Annotated in this window: 13 protein-coding genes; 12 read left to right on the forward strand and 1 reads right to left on the reverse strand. The window is 60.8% G+C overall.

Annotation, left to right across the window (positions count from 1 at the left end):
- Positions 1-38: 38 nt before the first annotated feature.
- A complete protein-coding gene (locus AC5I5B_RS21660; protein WP_087746755.1) occupies positions 39-725 on the reverse strand; it encodes a TetR/AcrR family transcriptional regulator in 687 nt (228 codons plus the stop codon).
- Between the two features lie 159 nt (positions 726-884).
- On the opposite strand from AC5I5B_RS21660, the gene AC5I5B_RS21665 reads away from it, so the two are divergent.
- The 12 genes from AC5I5B_RS21665 to AC5I5B_RS21720 all read left to right on the forward strand — a co-directional run bounded on the left by AC5I5B_RS21665 (position 885) and on the right by AC5I5B_RS21720 (position 17,111).
- Entirely contained in the window at positions 885-2,099 is a 1,215-nt protein-coding gene (locus AC5I5B_RS21665; protein ID WP_112489033.1) for an HlyD family secretion protein, read from the forward strand.
- A gap of 34 nt (positions 2,100-2,133) precedes the next feature.
- Complete coding sequence (locus tag AC5I5B_RS21670) at positions 2,134-3,717, forward strand: DHA2 family efflux MFS transporter permease subunit (protein ID WP_003505432.1); 1,584 nt, start codon at positions 2,134-2,136, stop codon at positions 3,715-3,717.
- 232 nt (positions 3,718-3,949) lie between these two features.
- Positions 3,950-4,600 (forward strand): pyridoxamine 5'-phosphate oxidase family protein, encoded by a 651-nt coding sequence (locus AC5I5B_RS21675; RefSeq protein WP_174055138.1) that lies wholly within the window; start codon positions 3,950-3,952, stop codon positions 4,598-4,600.
- Between the two features lie 117 nt (positions 4,601-4,717).
- On the forward strand, positions 4,718-5,740 hold the full coding sequence (locus tag AC5I5B_RS21680; RefSeq protein WP_020812095.1) for a LacI family DNA-binding transcriptional regulator: 1,023 nt from the start codon (positions 4,718-4,720) through the stop codon (positions 5,738-5,740).
- A 105-nt stretch (positions 5,741-5,845) separates the two neighbouring features.
- Positions 5,846-7,300: a xylulokinase gene (gene xylB, locus AC5I5B_RS21685; RefSeq protein ID WP_080867271.1), complete on the forward strand. Its 1,455-nt coding sequence runs from the start codon at positions 5,846-5,848 to the stop codon at positions 7,298-7,300.
- A 59-nt stretch (positions 7,301-7,359) separates the two neighbouring features.
- Positions 7,360-8,670, forward strand: a complete 1,311-nt coding sequence (gene xylA / locus AC5I5B_RS21690) for a xylose isomerase (protein WP_174055139.1) — start codon at positions 7,360-7,362, stop codon at positions 8,668-8,670.
- A gap of 746 nt (positions 8,671-9,416) precedes the next feature.
- Positions 9,417-10,796 (forward strand): GH1 family beta-glucosidase, encoded by a 1,380-nt coding sequence (locus AC5I5B_RS21695; RefSeq protein WP_174055140.1) that lies wholly within the window; start codon positions 9,417-9,419, stop codon positions 10,794-10,796.
- 364 nt (positions 10,797-11,160) lie between these two features.
- Complete coding sequence (locus tag AC5I5B_RS21700) at positions 11,161-11,790, forward strand: NAD(P)H-dependent oxidoreductase (protein ID WP_080867274.1); 630 nt, start codon at positions 11,161-11,163, stop codon at positions 11,788-11,790.
- Between the two features lie 368 nt (positions 11,791-12,158).
- Positions 12,159-13,199 carry a methionine ABC transporter ATP-binding protein gene (locus tag AC5I5B_RS21705; RefSeq protein ID WP_111817987.1) on the forward strand — a complete coding sequence of 347 codons (1,041 nt, stop codon included), beginning with the start codon at positions 12,159-12,161 and terminating at the stop codon, positions 13,197-13,199.
- Positions 13,189-13,857, forward strand: coding sequence for a methionine ABC transporter permease (locus AC5I5B_RS21710; RefSeq protein WP_003505445.1), 669 nt, complete (start codon positions 13,189-13,191; stop codon positions 13,855-13,857). Before AC5I5B_RS21705 ends, AC5I5B_RS21710 begins: the two co-directional genes overlap by 11 nt.
- A gap of 33 nt (positions 13,858-13,890) precedes the next feature.
- A complete protein-coding gene (locus tag AC5I5B_RS21715; RefSeq protein ID WP_003505446.1) occupies positions 13,891-14,670 on the forward strand; it encodes a MetQ/NlpA family ABC transporter substrate-binding protein in 780 nt (259 codons plus the stop codon).
- A 197-nt stretch (positions 14,671-14,867) separates the two neighbouring features.
- Positions 14,868-17,111, forward strand: coding sequence for a bifunctional diguanylate cyclase/phosphodiesterase (locus tag AC5I5B_RS21720; protein ID WP_003505447.1), 2,244 nt, complete (start codon positions 14,868-14,870; stop codon positions 17,109-17,111).
- The last annotated feature ends 38 nt before the right edge of the window (positions 17,112-17,149 follow it).

The raw sequence follows: 17,149 nt of genomic DNA on the forward strand, positions 1-17,149 counted from the left end.
GTCCCGTTGCCGGTCCGGTCGCCCGTTGCTGAATGATTTCAGGCCTTGTCAGTTCCGTAGGCAGCCATGAACACATTGACGGCGCTGCCGATTATCCGGTCCAGTTCCTCTTCGGGAACCGGGCCTTCGAGTTCCCCGAACAGGCGCAGCTTGAAGAAGGTGCCTGTGGAAAGCTCGATATATTGCCGGGCGGCCAACTCGGGGTCATCCACCTTCAGATGGCCGATCTTGACCTGATGTTCGATGAAATCCAGCAGCACCGTGCGCACATTGTTCGGCGCGGAGAGGAAAAAACGCTGCGCCAGCTTCGGCATGCGATCGATGACGCCGATCACCGAGCGCATGGCGGGGATCATGTCGGAACAGATCATCTTGTTGGCAAAAGCCTTGCCGAACTGTTCCAGCCCCTCGCGTACCTCCTCGGTGCCCTCAAGAATATGGCGCATGGAGGTGGCGAATTCGTTGCGGTGATGGTCGACGAGCGCAACGAACAAATCTTCCTTGTTGGAGAAGTAGACATAGATCGTGCCCTTGGAAACGCCCGCTTCCCGGGTGATGTCGTTCATGCTGGCGGCGTCGAAGCCCTTGCGCTTGAACACGCGCCAGGCGCCGGCCAGAATCTGGTCGCGTTTGGCCGGGTCTTCGCCCGCCGCAAAACGCCCGGCGGTATTGCCCGGACAACCCGTTTCCGTTTCCGTCTCCATATCCCTGTCTTCACCTGCCATCACTGCCGCCTCTTAGCATCGTAATGACGTAAAAAAATTAACCGAACGTCGAACCAATCGGTTCGATAACACTTGATATGTGTCAGGAAAGAGATTATGTCAATCGAACCGAACGGTTCAGTTCGAAAAACTTTCTTCAATTTATCACGGTACATTCTCATGTCGGCCCAGAAGAATAGCGCGGTTCGCGCCGTCAACGATGCGGAAGAGGCGGATATCTCTGCCAAGGCCGAGACCTCTCCCGCAAAGCCGGCCGAGGCCGCGCCGCAGCAGCCGGCCCAGACCGTTGCAGCGCCGAAGGCCAAGAAGCGTTCGCCGCTTCTGCCGGTCTTCGCCCTTGCCATTCTCGCCGGCGCCGGCTGGTATGGTTACAACTGGTGGGTCGACGGCCGCTTCATGGTGTCGACGGATGACGCCTATATCGAAGGTGATATCGCCGTCATAGCGCCGAAGGTTGCCGGTTACGTCGCCAAGGTGAACGTGGTCGAGAACCAGGAAGTCAAGGCGGGTGACCCGCTGGTGACGCTTGATGATGGCGATTATCGCATCGCTCTGGAACAGGCCGAAGCCCAGATCCGCACCGAGGAACTGTCGCTGAAGCGTATCGACGCGCAGATCATCGGCGGCGAAGCCGCGCAGGAACAGGCCGTTGCCCAGAAGGGTGCGCTGGATGCCGCCCTTCGCGGCGCGGAAATCACCCAGAAGCGCGCCAGCGAGCTGCAGGCGAAGGATGTCGGCACGGTTGCCGCTTCCGACAGCGCCCAGGTCGCGCTCGATCAGGCCAGGGCGAATGTCGTGGCGGGCGAGGCGGCGATTGCGTCGGCCAAGGCCAATGTCGAGCTTCTGCGCGCCCAGCGCGAGGAAGCCGAAAGCACCATCCGTTCGCTGCAGCTTTCCAAGGACAAGGCTGCCCGCGATCTGGCCTTCACGGTTCTGAAGGCGCCTTATGACGGCGTCATCGGCAATCTCGGTGTGCAGAACGGTGATCTGGTGTCGGTCGGCAAGCGTCTGGCTTCGCTGGTGCCGATGAACGAGCTTTATATCGACGCCAATTTCAAGGAAACGCAGCTTGCCCGCGTCGTGCCCGGTTCGAAGGTGCGCGTGCATGTCGACGCCTTTGACGACGCGACGATCGAAGGCACAGTGCAGTCGATCTCGCCCGGTTCGGGCTCGGTCTTCTCCATGCTGCCGCCGGAAAATGCGACGGGTAATTTCACCAAGGTCATCCAGCGCGTGCCTGTTCGTATCGTCTTCTCCAAGGAAGACCTTGAAAAGCACAATCTCCGCGCCGGCCTCAGCGTCGTTGTCGATGTCGATACCCGCACGGCGCCGGAAACCACCAGAACGGCGCAAGTCAACCCGGAAGCCAAGTAAGGCGCGTCTTTGACGCACCGTTGAGGGCAAGATCATGGCGGCTACGGTTGTCGGTACGGGCGGGGCGTCCATCCCCGCCGATCCCCCGATGGACAGGCGCAGGCTCATCGCGTTCTTCGCGATGGTCTTCGGCATGTTCATGTCCATTCTCGACATTCAGATCGTTTCCGCCTCGCTGGCGGAAATCCAGGCCGGCCTCGGCGCCGGCTCGGACGAGATCGCCTGGGTGCAGACCTCCTATCTGATCGCCGAAGTGATCATGATCCCGCTTTCGGGCACGCTGGCGCGCATTCTCTCCACGCGCGTGCTCTTCGCCACCTGCGCGGCGGGCTTCACCATATCGAGCGCGCTCTGCGCCACCGCCACCAATATCGACCAGATGATCGTCTATCGCGCGATCCAGGGCTTTATCGGCGGCGGCATGATCCCGTCCGTCTTTGCTGCCGCCTTCACGATCTTCCCGCCATCGAAACGCTCGGTCGTCTCGCCGATCATCGGTCTGGTCGCGACGCTTGCACCCACAATCGGTCCGACGGTCGGCGGTTATCTTTCCAATGCCTTTTCCTGGCACTGGCTGTTCCTCGTCAACATCATTCCCGGCATCATCGTCACCATCCTGACCTGGAGCCTCATTGATTTCGACAAGCCGGAGCACTCGCTCTGGAAGAAGTTCGACTGGTGGGGGCTGATCTCCATGGCGGTCTTCCTCGGCTCGCTGGAATATGTGCTGGAAGAGGGCAACAACAAGGACTGGTTCAACGACGAGCATATCGTTTTGGGCTCCGTCGCCATGGTCATCGGCGCGGTGGTCTTCTTCTGGCGTGCCTTCAAGGTGGAATTCCCGGTGGTTGACATCCGCGCCTTTGCGGACCGAAACTTCTCCATCGGCTCGCTTTTCTCCTTCGTCATGGGCATCGGGCTTTACGGCCTGACCTATCTCTACCCGCTCTATCTTGGCCGGGTGAGGGGTTACGATGCGCTGATGATCGGCGAGACCATGTTCGTCTCAGGTCTTGCGATGTTCTTCACCGCGCCGATTGCCGGCAAGGTTTCGACCAAGCTCGATCCGCGGGCGATGATGGCGATCGGCTTCATCAGCTTCGGCTGCGGCACATGGATCATGACGCATGTGACGACAGACTGGGACTTTTACGAGCTGCTGATCCCACAGATCCTGCGCGGTTTCGGCCTGATGATGTGCATGGTGCCGATCAACAACATCGCGCTCGGCACCTTGCCGCCGGCCCGTATCCGCAACGCGTCCGGCCTGTTCAACCTCACCCGTAACCTCGGCGGCGCCGTCGGTCTTGCCGTCATCAACACCATGCTGTCGCAGCGCACCGACGACCATTATGTGCGGCTGGCCGAACATATCAGCTACTCCAACCCGCAGGCGCTGGAATGGCTGAACAATGTCGGCGCCAACTATGATTCCTACGGGCTGGACGGCGCTTCCGTCGCCGTCAAGAAAATGGTCGGCATGGTCTCGCAGCAGGCCTGGATTTTGGCCTTCGCGGATGTGTTCTTCGCACTGACGATTTTGTTCTCCAGCCTGATCTTCATGACCGTGCTGATCCAGAAACCCAAGGCAGCGCCGCCGCCAGACGCGGCGCACTGATAACAATCCCCTCCCATCCACCGCAGAGCTGGGGCCGTCGGAAATGACGGCCCCTTTTTTATATCCTACCGAAAATCCCGATTCCTCCTGTTGATCGCAGCGGGCAAGCCATGTATATCAATTCTTGAGGTACGTACCTCAAATACGCTTGAGAGGGAGCGAAAACGGGGCCGGGAGGACGGCTGACCCGGATTTCGGCCGCTTGGGCGGGGGCAGTTCAGAGGGGGAGATCATGATGGCCTTGGAACTCAATCCAGACTTTGCGATCACGGATGAGCAGTCGCTTCGCGGGCTGTTCGAGCCGACACATGCCCTGGCGGTACAGAAGTGTCAGGACAGGCTCGGCGAACATGCGCAGGAATTCATAAGGCGTTCGCCGTTTCTCTGCATCGGCACCCAGAATCTCGAAGGAAAGGCCGATGTCAGCCCCCGCGGCGATCCGGCGGGCTTTGTAAAGGTTCTCGACGCCCGCACCCTGGCGATCCCGGACCGGCCGGGCAATAATCGCCTCGATACCCTCAGCAATATCATCGCCAATCCTGTTATCGGGCTGTTGTTCATCGTGCCCGGTTTCGACGACACCCTGCGGGTGAACGGGCGCGCGACACTGAGCAATGATCCCGAGATCCTGAAGCTCATGAGCATTGCGGATCGCACCCCAAAACTTGCCATCGTCGTAGAGGTGGACGAGGTTTTCATGCATTGCGCCAAGGCGTTCAGGCGCTCCCACCTGTGGGATCCCGCACATTTCCAGGTCCGGTCGGAAATGCCCTCGCTTATCAAGATCATTCTTGATGAGACGACAGGTGCGCCGACGAACGGGGATGAGATGCAGAAGATGGACGAGCAGCTGGAGCAGGACTACCGGCGGACCCTTTATTAGCCGCAGCGCATGCCGCTCTTGATATTCCGCAGCCATTTGATGAATTGTGAGGTACGTACATCATTTTTCGATTTACGACGGCTGCAAAGCTGGATATGCAAGGGGGAGGGAGGAGCCATGAAGCCTACAGTTCACGATATCGCCGAGCGCGCGGGCGTCAGTCTCGCCACCATCGACCGGGTGCTGAACATGCGCCCCGGCGTGCATGCGGCAACGCGGGCACGGGTGGAAGCGGCCATTGCCGAGCTGGGTTATGTGCGCGATATCGCGGCCGCCAATCTGGCCAAGGGCCGCAATTACTCGATGATCTTCATCCTGCCCGGCAATGACAATTCCTTCATGGCGACCCTGCGCGCCGAGGTGCGGGCTGCCGCCAGCCGTTCCCATCTGGAGCGCACGGCCATCCGTGTCATCGAGGTGCCGCCGTTTAATGCCGGGGCACTGACGGAAGCTCTGGAAGTTGCGCGCCGGGAAAAACCCTCGGGCGTCGCCTTCGTCGCCACCGATTCCGAGGATGTGGCTGAGGCCGCCGACCGGCTGGCGGAAGACGGCATCGCCACGGTGACACTGGTCTCCGATCTCTCCGGTTCGCGGCGCGATCATTATGCCGGTGTGGACAACGTCGCGGCCGGGCGCACGGCGGCCAGCCTGATGGGGCGTTTCCTCTCCGGACGCGGCGGCGATGTCGCTGTTGTTGCCGGCTCCATGCTGGTGCGCGACCACCGCGAGCGTCTGGAAGGATTTCGCGCCGTGATCGAATCCGAATTTCCCCAGCTGCGGCTGTTGCCGGTGCTGGAGGGCAGGGACGATCCGCTGACCGTCGAGACGCTGGTGCGCGAGGCGCTCGGCAACGCCTCACTGTCAGGCATCTATAGCCTCGGTGCGGGTAATCGCGGCCTCATCCGGGCGCTTGGGGCCGCAGATGGCGAAAGAGCGCTTTCGGTCATCGCCCATGAACTGACGGAAAACACCGCCAATGCGCTGCGGGAAGGGCTGCTGGATGCCGTGCTCAACCAGGATGCCGGCCACGAGGTGCGCAGCGCCATCCGCGTGTTGAAGGCGCGTGCCGATGGCCTGCCCGTCATCGCCGCGCAGGAACGGATCCGTATCGACATATTCCTCAGGGACAATCTGCCCTGACGAGAGCATTTCCAGGAAAAGTGGCCGCCGGTTTTCCGTCCGGAAATGCGGCGACTTTTAAAAAACGCTGAAAGCGGCGCATGGCGCGCCGGAATGGAGAAATACATGTATCTCGGTCTCGATCTTGGCACTTCAGGCGTCAAAGCCCTGCTGATGGACGGCGATCAGAAAATCATCGGCTCGGCCAACGGCTCGCTGGACGTTTCGCGCCCGCATCACGGCTGGTCCGAACAGGACCCGGCGGACTGGATTGCCGCGACCAGAACAGCCGTTGCCGGCCTGAAGCAGAAGTTTGCGAAAGAGCTTGGCGCCGTCAAGGGCATAGGCCTTTCCGGCCAGATGCATGGCGCAACGCTTGTTGATGCTGATGGCAAGGTGCTGCGCCCCTGCATCCTGTGGAACGACACGCGTTCTCACGCCGAGGCCGCCGCGCTGGATGCCGATCCGCGTTTCCGCAAGATCACCGGCAACATCGTTTTCCCCGGCTTCACCGCGCCGAAGCTTGCCTGGGTGGCGAAGAACGAACCCGATATCTTCGCGAAAGTGGCCAAGGTATTGCTGCCGAAGGATTATCTGCGTCTGTGGCTGACCGGCGAATACATCTCGGAAATGTCTGACTCCGCCGGCACCTCCTGGCTCGATACCGGCGCGCGCAAGTGGTCTTCCGAACTGCTCGCCGCCACCGGGCTGGATGAAAAGCACATGCCTTCGCTGGTGGAGGGCACGGATGAGGCGGGTGTGCTGCGCGCCGAACTTGCTTCCGAATGGGGCATTTCCGGCCGTGCCGTCGTTGCCGGCGGGGCGGGTGACAATGCGGCTTCCGCCTGCGGCATGGGCACGGTGAAGGAAGGCCATGCCTTCGTGTCGCTCGGCACGTCAGGTGTGCTTTTCGCCGCCAATGCGTCCTATCTGCCGAAGCCTGAAAGCGCCGTGCATGCCTTCTGCCACGCGCTGCCCAACACCTGGCACCAGATGGGCGTCATCCTTTCCGCGACGGATGCGCTGAACTGGTATTCGCGCCTCACCGGGCAATCCGCCGCCGATCTGACCGGTGAGCTGGGCGAGGCGCTTCTTGCGCCGACCGGCGTTACCTTTGCGCCCTACCTTTCCGGCGAGCGCACACCGCATAACGACGCCGCCATCCGCGGTTCCTTCATCGGCCTTTCGCATGAAAGTGACCGCAAGGCGCTGACGCAGGCCGTGCTGGAAGGCGTTACCTTCGCGATCAGGGACAATCTCGAAGCGCTGAAATCGGCCGGCACCTCGATTTCCCGCGTCACCGCCATCGGCGGCGGCTCGCGCTCGGCCTATTGGCTGGCCTCGATCGCCACGTCGCTCGGTGTGCCCGTGGATATTCCGGCCGAGGGCGATTTCGGCGCGGCCTTCGGCGCCGCCCGCCTCGGCCTCATCGCCGCGACGGGGACCGATCCGGTGGCGGTCTGCTCGCAGCCGGAGACGGCGCGGACGATCGAGCCGGTGGCTGATCTGGCCGGTGCCTATGAGGAGGCTTACCGGCGCTATCACGCGCTTTATCCGGCTATTCGGCCGCTTTCGCATTGAGACGCACCCTCCAACACATCCCGAACAACACCCAAACCCACCCCAAGAGGAGGATCACCATGACCACAGGTTTTTTCGGCGATATCGCCAAGATCAAATATGAAGGCCCCGACAGCACCAACCCGCTGGCCTTCCGCCATTACAACCCGGACGAAGTCGTCGCCGGCAAGCGCATGGAAGATCACCTGCGTTTTGCGGTCGCCTATTGGCACACCTTCACCTGGCCGGGCGGTGACCCCTTCGGCGGCCAGACCTTTGAGCGTCCGTGGTTCGAAGACACCATGCAGGCGGCAAAACTGAAGGCAGATGTGGCTTTCGAATTCTTCTCGCTGCTCGGTTCGCCGTTTTACTGCTTCCACGACGCCGATGTGCGCCCGGAAGGCAAGAACTTTGCCGAAAACACCAAGAACCTCAACGAGATCGTCGACTATTTCGCGCAGAAGCAGGCCGATACCGGCGTGAAGCTTCTGTGGGGCACGGCCAACCTCTTCTCCAACCGCCGTTTCATGTCCGGCGCCGCCACCAATCCCGATCCGGATGTCTTCGCCTTCTCCGCCGCAACCGTGAAGACCTGCATGGACGCCACCAAGAAGCTTGGCGGCGCGAACTACGTTCTGTGGGGCGGCCGCGAAGGTTACGAGACCCTGCTCAACACCGATCTTTCCCGCGAGCTGGACCAGCTCGGCCGCTTCCTCAATCTGGTGGTGGAGTACAAATACAAGATCGGCTTTGAAGGCACGATCCTGATCGAGCCGAAGCCGCAGGAGCCGACCAAGCACCAGTACGACTACGACGTCGCCACCGTTTATGCCTTCCTGCAGAAGAACGGTCTGGAAAAGGAAGTGAAGGTCAATATCGAGCAGGGCCACGCCATCCTCGCCGGCCACTCCTTCGAGCACGAACTGGCCATGGCCAATGCCTTCGGCATTTTCGGCTCCATCGACATGAACCGCAACGATTACCAGTCCGGCTGGGATACCGACCAGTTCCCGAACAACGTGCCGGAAATGGCGCTTGCCTATTACCATGTTCTGGCCGGCGGCGGCTTCAAGAATGGCGGCACCAACTTCGATTCCAAGCTGCGCCGTCAGTCGCTCGATCCGCAGGATCTGCTGATCGGCCATATCGGCGGCATGGATTGCTGCGCCCGTGGCCTGAAGGCGGCGGCGAAGATGATCGAGGACGGTGCGCTGTCGAAGCCGCTTTCCGAGCGTTACGCCAAGTGGGATTCGGCTGAAGCCCAGAAGATGCTGCGCGGCGAGCTGAAGCTCGACGAGATTGCGGCACTGGTGGAGCGCGAGGATATCAATCCGCAGCCGAAGTCCGGACGTCAGGAATATCTCGAAAACGTGGTCAATCGTTACGTTTGATGCGGGCAATAGGGGGCAACGGCAGCGTTGCCCCCTCATCGCCTCGCTGCGCTCCGGCACTTCTCCCCGGCGGGGAGAAGAACAAGCGGGCTACTTCTTGCCCAAAGTAATGTTTGCGGAAAACAATACAGCGGGCTCGGCACATTTCTTCTCCCCGCCGGGGAGAAGGTGGCCCGAAGGGTCGGATGAGGGGGCCTGCTCTCCATTGTGCTCCAAACGATGCGCATAATTTGCATCCACCCCTCCTTCGTTTTCAGTCACTTCCGAAAAAATCCTTCCCCTCCCATCCCCATCACCCCCTTTGGCCGCATCATTCCTCCCGCAACCGGAACGGAAGGGCGATACGCGCGGCGCCTTTTGCGAACCGGCTGCCGGCATCGACAAGCATGGTTCTGGCAGACCGTGTTTCGGAGAGGCGTCCCGTACGGCCAGAGGCGGGAAGGGCCGATCGGATAGATGCCGTGAAAAGGCTGTAAGCGAGAGGCCGTGATTATGGTCTCTATGATGCGGCCCGGTGAATGCAAATACCTCCACCACTTCCCATTCCACCCGCATTCGCCGGGCCTGCCTCTTGCGCCGCCGGCTAACCGCTGCGGCGGTATTAGCGCATGCAAAGCGCTTTGGACTTGTTAACTGCGCAGCCTGAAACGTTGTAGATTCTTTGCGGCCCGGCTGTACCTCGCAGGCGGCATGGTCTAAACCGCTGCTGATCTTTTCACACCCGATGGACGACAAGGGCCTCTCCGATGACCGATCCAAAAACGCTAGCAGCCCGATTCCCCGGCGACTTCCTGTTCGGCGTCGCGACTGCCTCGTTCCAGATCGAAGGCTCCACCAGGGCGGATGGCCGCAAGCCCTCCATCTGGGATGCCTTCTGCAACATGCCGGGCCATGTCTTTGGGCGTCACAATGGTGATGTCGCCTGCGATCATTACAATCGCTGGGAACAGGATCTCGATCTCATCAAGGACATGGGTGTCGAGGCCTATCGTTTCTCCATCGCCTGGCCGCGCATCATTCCCGATGGTTTCGGTCCGATCAACGAGAAGGGGCTGGATTTTTACGACCGCCTCGTTGATGGCTGCAAGGCGCGCGGCATCAAGACCTATGCGACGCTTTATCATTGGGACCTGCCGCTGACGCTGATGGGCGACGGTGGCTGGGCCTCGCGTTCCACTGCGCACGCCTTCCAGCGTTACGCCAAGACCGTCATGGCCCGCCTCGGCGACCGGCTGGATGCGGTGGCGACCTTCAACGAACCCTGGTGCGCTGTGTGGCTCAGCCATCTCTACGGTATCCATGCGCCGGGCGAACGCAACATGGAGGCGGCCCTTGCCGCCATGCACCACATCAACCTCGCCCACGGTCTCGGTGTGGAGGCATCCCGCCATGTCGCGCCGAAGGTGCCGGTGGGGCTGGTGCTCAACGCCCATTCCGTCATCCCGGCTTCCGATAGCGACGCCGATCTCAAGGCGGCCGAACGGGCCTTCCAGTTCCACAACGGCGCGTTTTTCGACCCTGTCTTCAAGGGCGAATATCCGGCCGAGATGATGGAAGCGCTTGGTGACCGCATGCCTGTCGTGGAGGCGGAAGACCTCGCCATCATCAGCCAGAAGCTCGACTGGTGGGGCCTGAACTATTACACGCCGATGCGTGTCGCCAACGATGCGACGCCGGGCGCGGAATTCCCCGCCACTACAGCGGCCCCCGCCATAAGCGATGTGAAGACCGATATCGGCTGGGAGGTCTACGCGCCGGCGCTCAAGTCGCTGGTGGAGACGCTCTACAAGCGTTACGACCTGCCGGAATGCTACATCACCGAAAACGGCGCCTGCTACAATATGGGCGTTGAAAACGGCGAGGTGAATGACCAGCCGCGTCTCGATTATTACGCCCAACACCTCGGTGTCGTCGCCGATCTCATCCGCGACGGTTACCCGATGCGCGGTTATTTCGCCTGGAGCCTGATGGATAATTTCGAATGGGCCGAGGGCTATCGCATGCGTTTCGGCCTTGTGCATGTGGATTACGACACGCAGGTGCGCACGCTGAAGAACAGCGGCAAGTGGTACAGCGCACTGGCCTCGGGTTTTCCGAAGGGGAACCATGGCGTGACGAAGGGGTGAGGCTTCCCCCCATCCCTGTGCTCGTCACAGGGATCCAGCCAGCCCAAGTCCTTGGACTGAGAGGAGTCTTTTCGCCACGCAGACGCGTGTCGGCTGGATTCCTGTGACGAGCACAGGAATGAGGGTTGGGGGCGGGCGTGCATGAACTTTACGCGCCGTATCCGGTAGCAGGCGATGCGTCACCGCTCTCTGCAATAAAGTTCTGCTCCCTTATTATCAGTTTTCCCAACTTTTTTACCGGTTACCGCGCGGTGCCTGCTTGCACGCGCCGTCCCGTCTCCTATGTCAGGCGGGCTACGACGGCGTAGCGTCCGTTCTGCCGGTCAAGGGGCAGGGCGGGATGGTCCTCCCAGGGAAAACGAACATGCTTATCGAAAAACTCAACTGGCGTTATGCCACAAAGAAAATGGATCCTTCCAAGGCCGTGTCTGAAGACAAGGTTGAACGGATCGTGGAAGCGGCGCGGCTTGCGCCCACCTCCAGTGGTCTGCAGCCCTTCGAAGTGATCGTTGTTACCGATCCTGAAGTGCGCGCAAAGATCCGCGAGATCGCCTGGAACCAGGCGCAGGTGACCGATGGTTCGCATCTGCTGGTCTTTGCAGCATGGGACAATTACACCGAAGAGCGGATCAACCACATGTTCGATCTGGTCAATGAAGAACGCGGCATCAAGAATGAAGGCTGGGAAGCCTATCGCCAGATGCTGCTCTCCACCTATCCGCAGCGCGAGCAGCAGGTGAATTTCGAACACGCCGCCCGTCAGGCCTATATCGGCTTCGGCATGGCCGTGGCGCAGGCCGCTTTCGAGGGCGTCGATTCCACCCCCATGGAAGGTTTCGATCCCGCGAAGCTCGATGAAATCCTCGGCCTGCGTGAAAAGGGTCTGCGCTCCGTCACCATTCTGCCGCTCGGCTACCGTGAACCGGAAGGCGACTGGCTGGTGAACCTGAAAAAGGTCCGCCGCCCGATCGAGGAATTCACCAGCCGCGTGTGATTTTCATATCGTCGTGAAATCTTGACTGCCGCAGGGCCGCACACGCGGCTTTGCGGTAGATTTTTTCTCTCTTTTCAGATAATTGAAAAAACATCCCTGTTAAAAGGTGGCGTGTGCAGGCAAGTATGCGCCATCGAATTGCCGATCCCCGGCATTTCTGAGTGAAAGCCTGACGAAATGACCCGGAAAATCAGCTGTAATCGAATGTGCCAAAAGGCTGCATGAAGAGAGCGGTTCAGCACCGCAACAGGATTTTTTGAGACCCGATCCGTCACGCATTCCCAGAGTTCACAATGAGTTTTCCATCCAGTGCGGCATCGCCCGCGCGTTCAGAACAGGCGGTCCCGGAAGGGGCGGCAAAGGAGCCGATGGTCACGTTTGAAGGCGTGACCAAGACCTTTGGCGGCGCCGACGGTAAGCCCGGCTTCGCAGCCCTTGCCGGTATCGATTACATCGTGCCGAAAGGCTCCATCACCGGCATCATCGGCCGCTCGGGTGCGGGCAAGTCCACGCTGATCCGTCTCGCCAACGGCCTTGAGAAGCCCTCGACCGGCCGTGTGGTCGTTGATGGCGTCGATGTCGCGGCGCTCGATGAAAAGAGCCTGCGCACGCTGCGCCGTTCCGTCGGCATGATCTTCCAGCACTTCAACCTTTTGTCGTCGCGTACCGCTTTCGACAATGTGGCGCTGCCGCTCGAAATCGCCGGCATGGGCAAAAGGGAGATCGAAACCCGCGTTGCGCCGCTGCTCGATCTCGTCGGGCTTTCGGACAAGGCCAATCGTTATCCGGCGGAACTCTCCGGCGGCCAGAAGCAGCGTGTCGGCATTGCCCGTGCGCTCGCCACCCAGCCGAAGCTGCTCCTTTCCGACGAGGCGACATCGGCGCTTGATCCGGAAACGACCCAGTCCATTCTTGAACTTCTGAAGCGCATCAATGCCGAACTGGGCCTGACCGTGCTGCTCATCACCCATGAGATGGAGGTGGTGAAGACCATCGCCTCGCAGGTGGCTGTCATCGACAGGGGCCTGATCGTCGAGGAAGGCACGACCTTCGATATCTTCACCGCGCCTAAACACGAGACGACCCGCAGCCTGCTGTCGTCCTCGGTCGGCGTGAAGCTGCCGCACTGGGTCACTTCGGGTCTCAAGCCGCAGGCAGCGGAAGGTGATCGCGTTCTGGTGCGCCTGGTGTTCTTCGGCGAAACGGCGTTCCAGCCATTGACGGCGCGCCTCGTCGCCGAAATCGGTCCTGATGTGAATATTCTCGCCGGCACCATCGAGGAGATTTCCGGCCAGCCCTTTGGCTCGCTCGTCGTTTCCTATCCGGCCTCGGCTGACGTCACCGCCCGCGCCAGCCGCTTTTATGCTGAGACCGGTCTTCACACGGAGGTGCTCGGTTATGTCGCCTGATATGCTGTTCAACCTTCTCTTCAAGGGCCTGTGGCAGACGCTGCACATGGTCGCGGTCGCCGGCATCGTCGGCTCGCTGATCGGCGTACCCATGGGTGTTTTCCTCGCCACCAGCGGCAAGGGTGAACTGTTTCCCGCGCCAATGACCAACCGCATCCTCGGCCTTATCGTGAATGCGGCGCGCTCCACGCCCTTCATCATTCTTGTCGTGGCGATCATTCCCTTCACCCGCCTCGTGGCCGGCACGTCGATCGGCACCAGCGCCGCCATCGTGCCGCTGACGGTCGCAACCGTGCCCTTCATCGCAAGGCTGGTGGAAGCGGCGATCCGCGAGGTGGACAAGGGTCTGATCGAGGCTGCCCGCGCCATGGGCGCCACCCCGCTGCAGATCGTCACAAAGGTGCTTCTGGCGGAGGCCAAGCCCGGCATCACGCTGGCGCTCACGCTCACGCTGGTCAGCCTCATCGGCTATTCGGCCATGGTCGGCGCAGTCGGCGGCGGCGGGCTGGGCGACCTCGGCATCCGCTATGGTTACCAGCGCTTCATGCCCGACGTGATGCTGGCCGTGGTTCTGGTGCTGATCGTGCTGGTGCAGCTGGTGCAGAGCGCCGGCGACAGGCTGGCGCGCAGCTTCGACAAGCGGACCCGCAAGAATTAACTGCGTTCATAATAACAACCCAAGGAGACACCCATGAAGAAACTCATCCTCGCGGCTTCGCTCGCCGCTCTCTTCACCGCCGGTCAGGCGCTGGCCGAGACCATCAAGATCGGCGTAACCCCCGCCGAGCACGCGCAGATCATGGAGCAGGTGAAGAAGATCGCGGCCGCCAAGGGCCTCGATATCGATATCATCGAATTCTCCGACTATGTCGTGCCGAACCAGGCGCTGGCCGATGGCGAGCTGCAGGCCAACTCCTTCCAGCACCAGCCTTACCTCGACAACCAGATCGCTGACCGCAAGTTCGATCTCGTCAGCGTTGGCACCACCATCACCACCCCGATGGGCGTTTATTCGAAGAAGGTGAAGAGCCTTGACGAGCTGAAGGACGGCGCAACCGTCGGCATTCCGAACGACCCGACCAATGGCGGCCGCGCACTGCTGGTTCTCGCTTCCAAGGGCGTCCTCAAGGTCAAGGAAGAAGCCGGCCTGAAGGTAACGCCTGCCGACATCACCGAAAACCCGAAGAACATCCAGATCGTCGAACTTGACGCCGCCCAGCTGCCGCGCTCGCTTGATGACACCGACGCTTCGGTCATCAACACCAACTATGCGACGGCAGCCGGCCTGAACCCGAAGAAGGACGCCATCGCCATCGAAAGCGAAAAGTCCCCTTACGCGAATGTCATCGCCGTTCGGGCGCAGGACAAGGACAAGCCCTGGGTGAAGACGCTGGTGGAATCCTACCAGAGCCCGGAAGTGAAGGCCTTCATTCTGGAAAAGTACAACGGCACGGTCATCCCGTCCTGGTAAGCCGCTCCGGCACTGTAAAAAATGACAACCTCTCCCGTTCGCGGGGGAGGTTTTTTGTTTCCGGGCGGGCGCAAATCCGTGTTCCATGAAAAGCCCGGGGCATTTCATGGAAGAATTTTTCAGAGTCGCTGCCGGACTGTCGTTTTATACCCGTGTTTTTTTGGGGCGGAGCCACGATGCGGTTTAACGGCTTCTGAATGTTTCCTTCGGAAGATGATGCTTTCGAAGGGGATTTTATGCGGATTGCGCCGCGCAACATTGGGGACTATTTGCCGGTCGGGCGCAGAACCGCCGTGGGCGTTGTATTGTCCACCTTCGCGCTGGTGCTTCTCATCGTCACCGCGCTGGTCCTGTCCGCCCTCAGCCAGGTGCGTGAAAAGGCGAATTCGCTCGATAATGCCCGTTCGCGCGAGACGACGGCGGGTGCTCTCGTCACCTTTCGCGAACAGCTCGGCGCAACGCTGAATGATTACGCCGCCTGGGATGATGCCGCCGAATATGTCTATGCCCCTGATCGTTTTGACTGGGTGGCGAGCAATTACGGCGAGATGACGGTCAATAACGATCTTTTCGATACTGCCGTGATCATCGACGAGGACGACAGGGTCCGCATGGCCTATCAGAACGGCAAGCCGGCGACATGGAGGCCAAACGCCTATTTCGCCGAAGGCCTTAAGGAAATGATCGATCGCGTGCGTTCCATGCGTCCCGGTATCACCTCGCAGGTCACGGGTTTCGTCAAAACCGGCGATGGCATCGCTGCAGCCGGCGTCGCGCTCGTGCGGCTGAAATCCGGGGCGCTGCCGCCGGTTGATGCGGAGCGGCGCTATCTGGTTTTTGCCCGTCACCTTAAGCAGGCGACGGTGGACAAGCTTGCCCGCAACTACGTCATCGAGGGGCTGGAACTGCAATATGGCGACGGACCTGCCGCCAACCATGTGGATATCGTCAATCCCTTAGGCGAGGTGCTGGCGCGGCTCGTCTGGCGCTCGCACCTGCCGGGGGATGTCAGCTTTCATGAGGCGCGGCCGGTAGTCTTCACCGCGCTTGGCATTGCCGGCACGTTTTTCCTCGTGCTGCTCATCATCGGTTCGGCCACGCTGGACCGGCTGAAAGCGGATGAGGCGGCAGCGCGGGAGGAGGCGCTGCGCGACCGGTTGAGCGGGCTCAGCAACCGCGCGGGTCTCTTTGCGAAATTGAACCGCATGGTCGACAACGGCCGCCACGACAAGACGGATATCAAGCTTCTCTATCTCGATCTCGACGGCTTCAAGGAAATCAACGATTCCTACGGCCATGCCGCCGGCGACCGGCTGATCAAGGGCGTGGCCGCGGCGCTCAGGGTGCTGGTGCCGGAAGGCGCTGTCCTGGCGCGGCTTGGCGGCGACGAATTCGCCATTGCCATCCAGGGCAACGACGTCTGGTCTGAAGGCCGAAAACTGTGTCTGGCGCTTCTCGAACTCTTTACCGAGCCTTTCAGCATCGGTGAAAGGGTGGCGAGCATCGGCTGCAGCATCGGCACCTCGGTTTCCCGCGCCGGCGATATCAATGGCGAGGAATTGCTGCGGCGTGCCGATATGGCCATGTATCAGGCCAAGGAAAACGGACGCGGGCGTTACGTTTCCTATGAACTGAAGATGGATGCGCTGCGCGAGGAAAAGCTGCAGCTTGAAGCCGATCTTCGTTCCGCCATCCTGAACGACGAGATACAGGTGGTTTATCAGCCGGTCGTCAGCGCCGCCACGCGCTGCATTACCGGGGTGGAGGCGCTGGCCCGCTGGCAGAGGCCGGGATATGGTTTCGTGCCGCCGGATATCTTCATTGCCGCTGCCGAAACCAGCGGGCTGATCGACCGGCTCGGCCTTCTCGTTCTGCACAAGGCCTGCGAGACGGCGCAGCAATGGCCGTCCATCAAGCTCTCGGTGAATATCTCTCCCGTGCAGTTCCGCAATCCGGCCTTCTCCGGCCATATCGCGGATATTCTTGACGCGACGCAGACACCGCCCGAAAGGCTGCGGCTGGAAATGACGGAAGGTTATTTCATCCAGCATCCGGAGCGGGCGAGTGCGGCGATCGACAAGCTGAAACAGCTCGGCCTGCATATTGCGCTCGACGATTTTGGCGCCGGCTTCGCCAGTGTCGGATATCTGCGCCGCTTCGGTTTCGACCGGATGAAGATCGACCGCTCGTTGATCATGGCGCTCGATAAGGGCGGCCGGTCGCTGGAAATGCTGCAGGCCACCGTGGCGCTGGCGAAGTCGCTCGATATTCCGGTCACGGCCGAAGGCGTGGAAACGGAAGAGCAGGCTGCCATCCTGCATCTGTGCGGCTGTGATGAATTGCAGGGTTACCTGTTCTCGAGGCCGGTCGCAGCCGAGGAGATTACCGACATGCTGGATGGGCAGGATGCACCGTTATTTGCTCTGAGAGCGGGGGCGTGAGAGGCGCACCGATGTCGTTTAGCAATTCTTGATCAACT

Source organism: Agrobacterium sp., assembly GCF_059499945.1.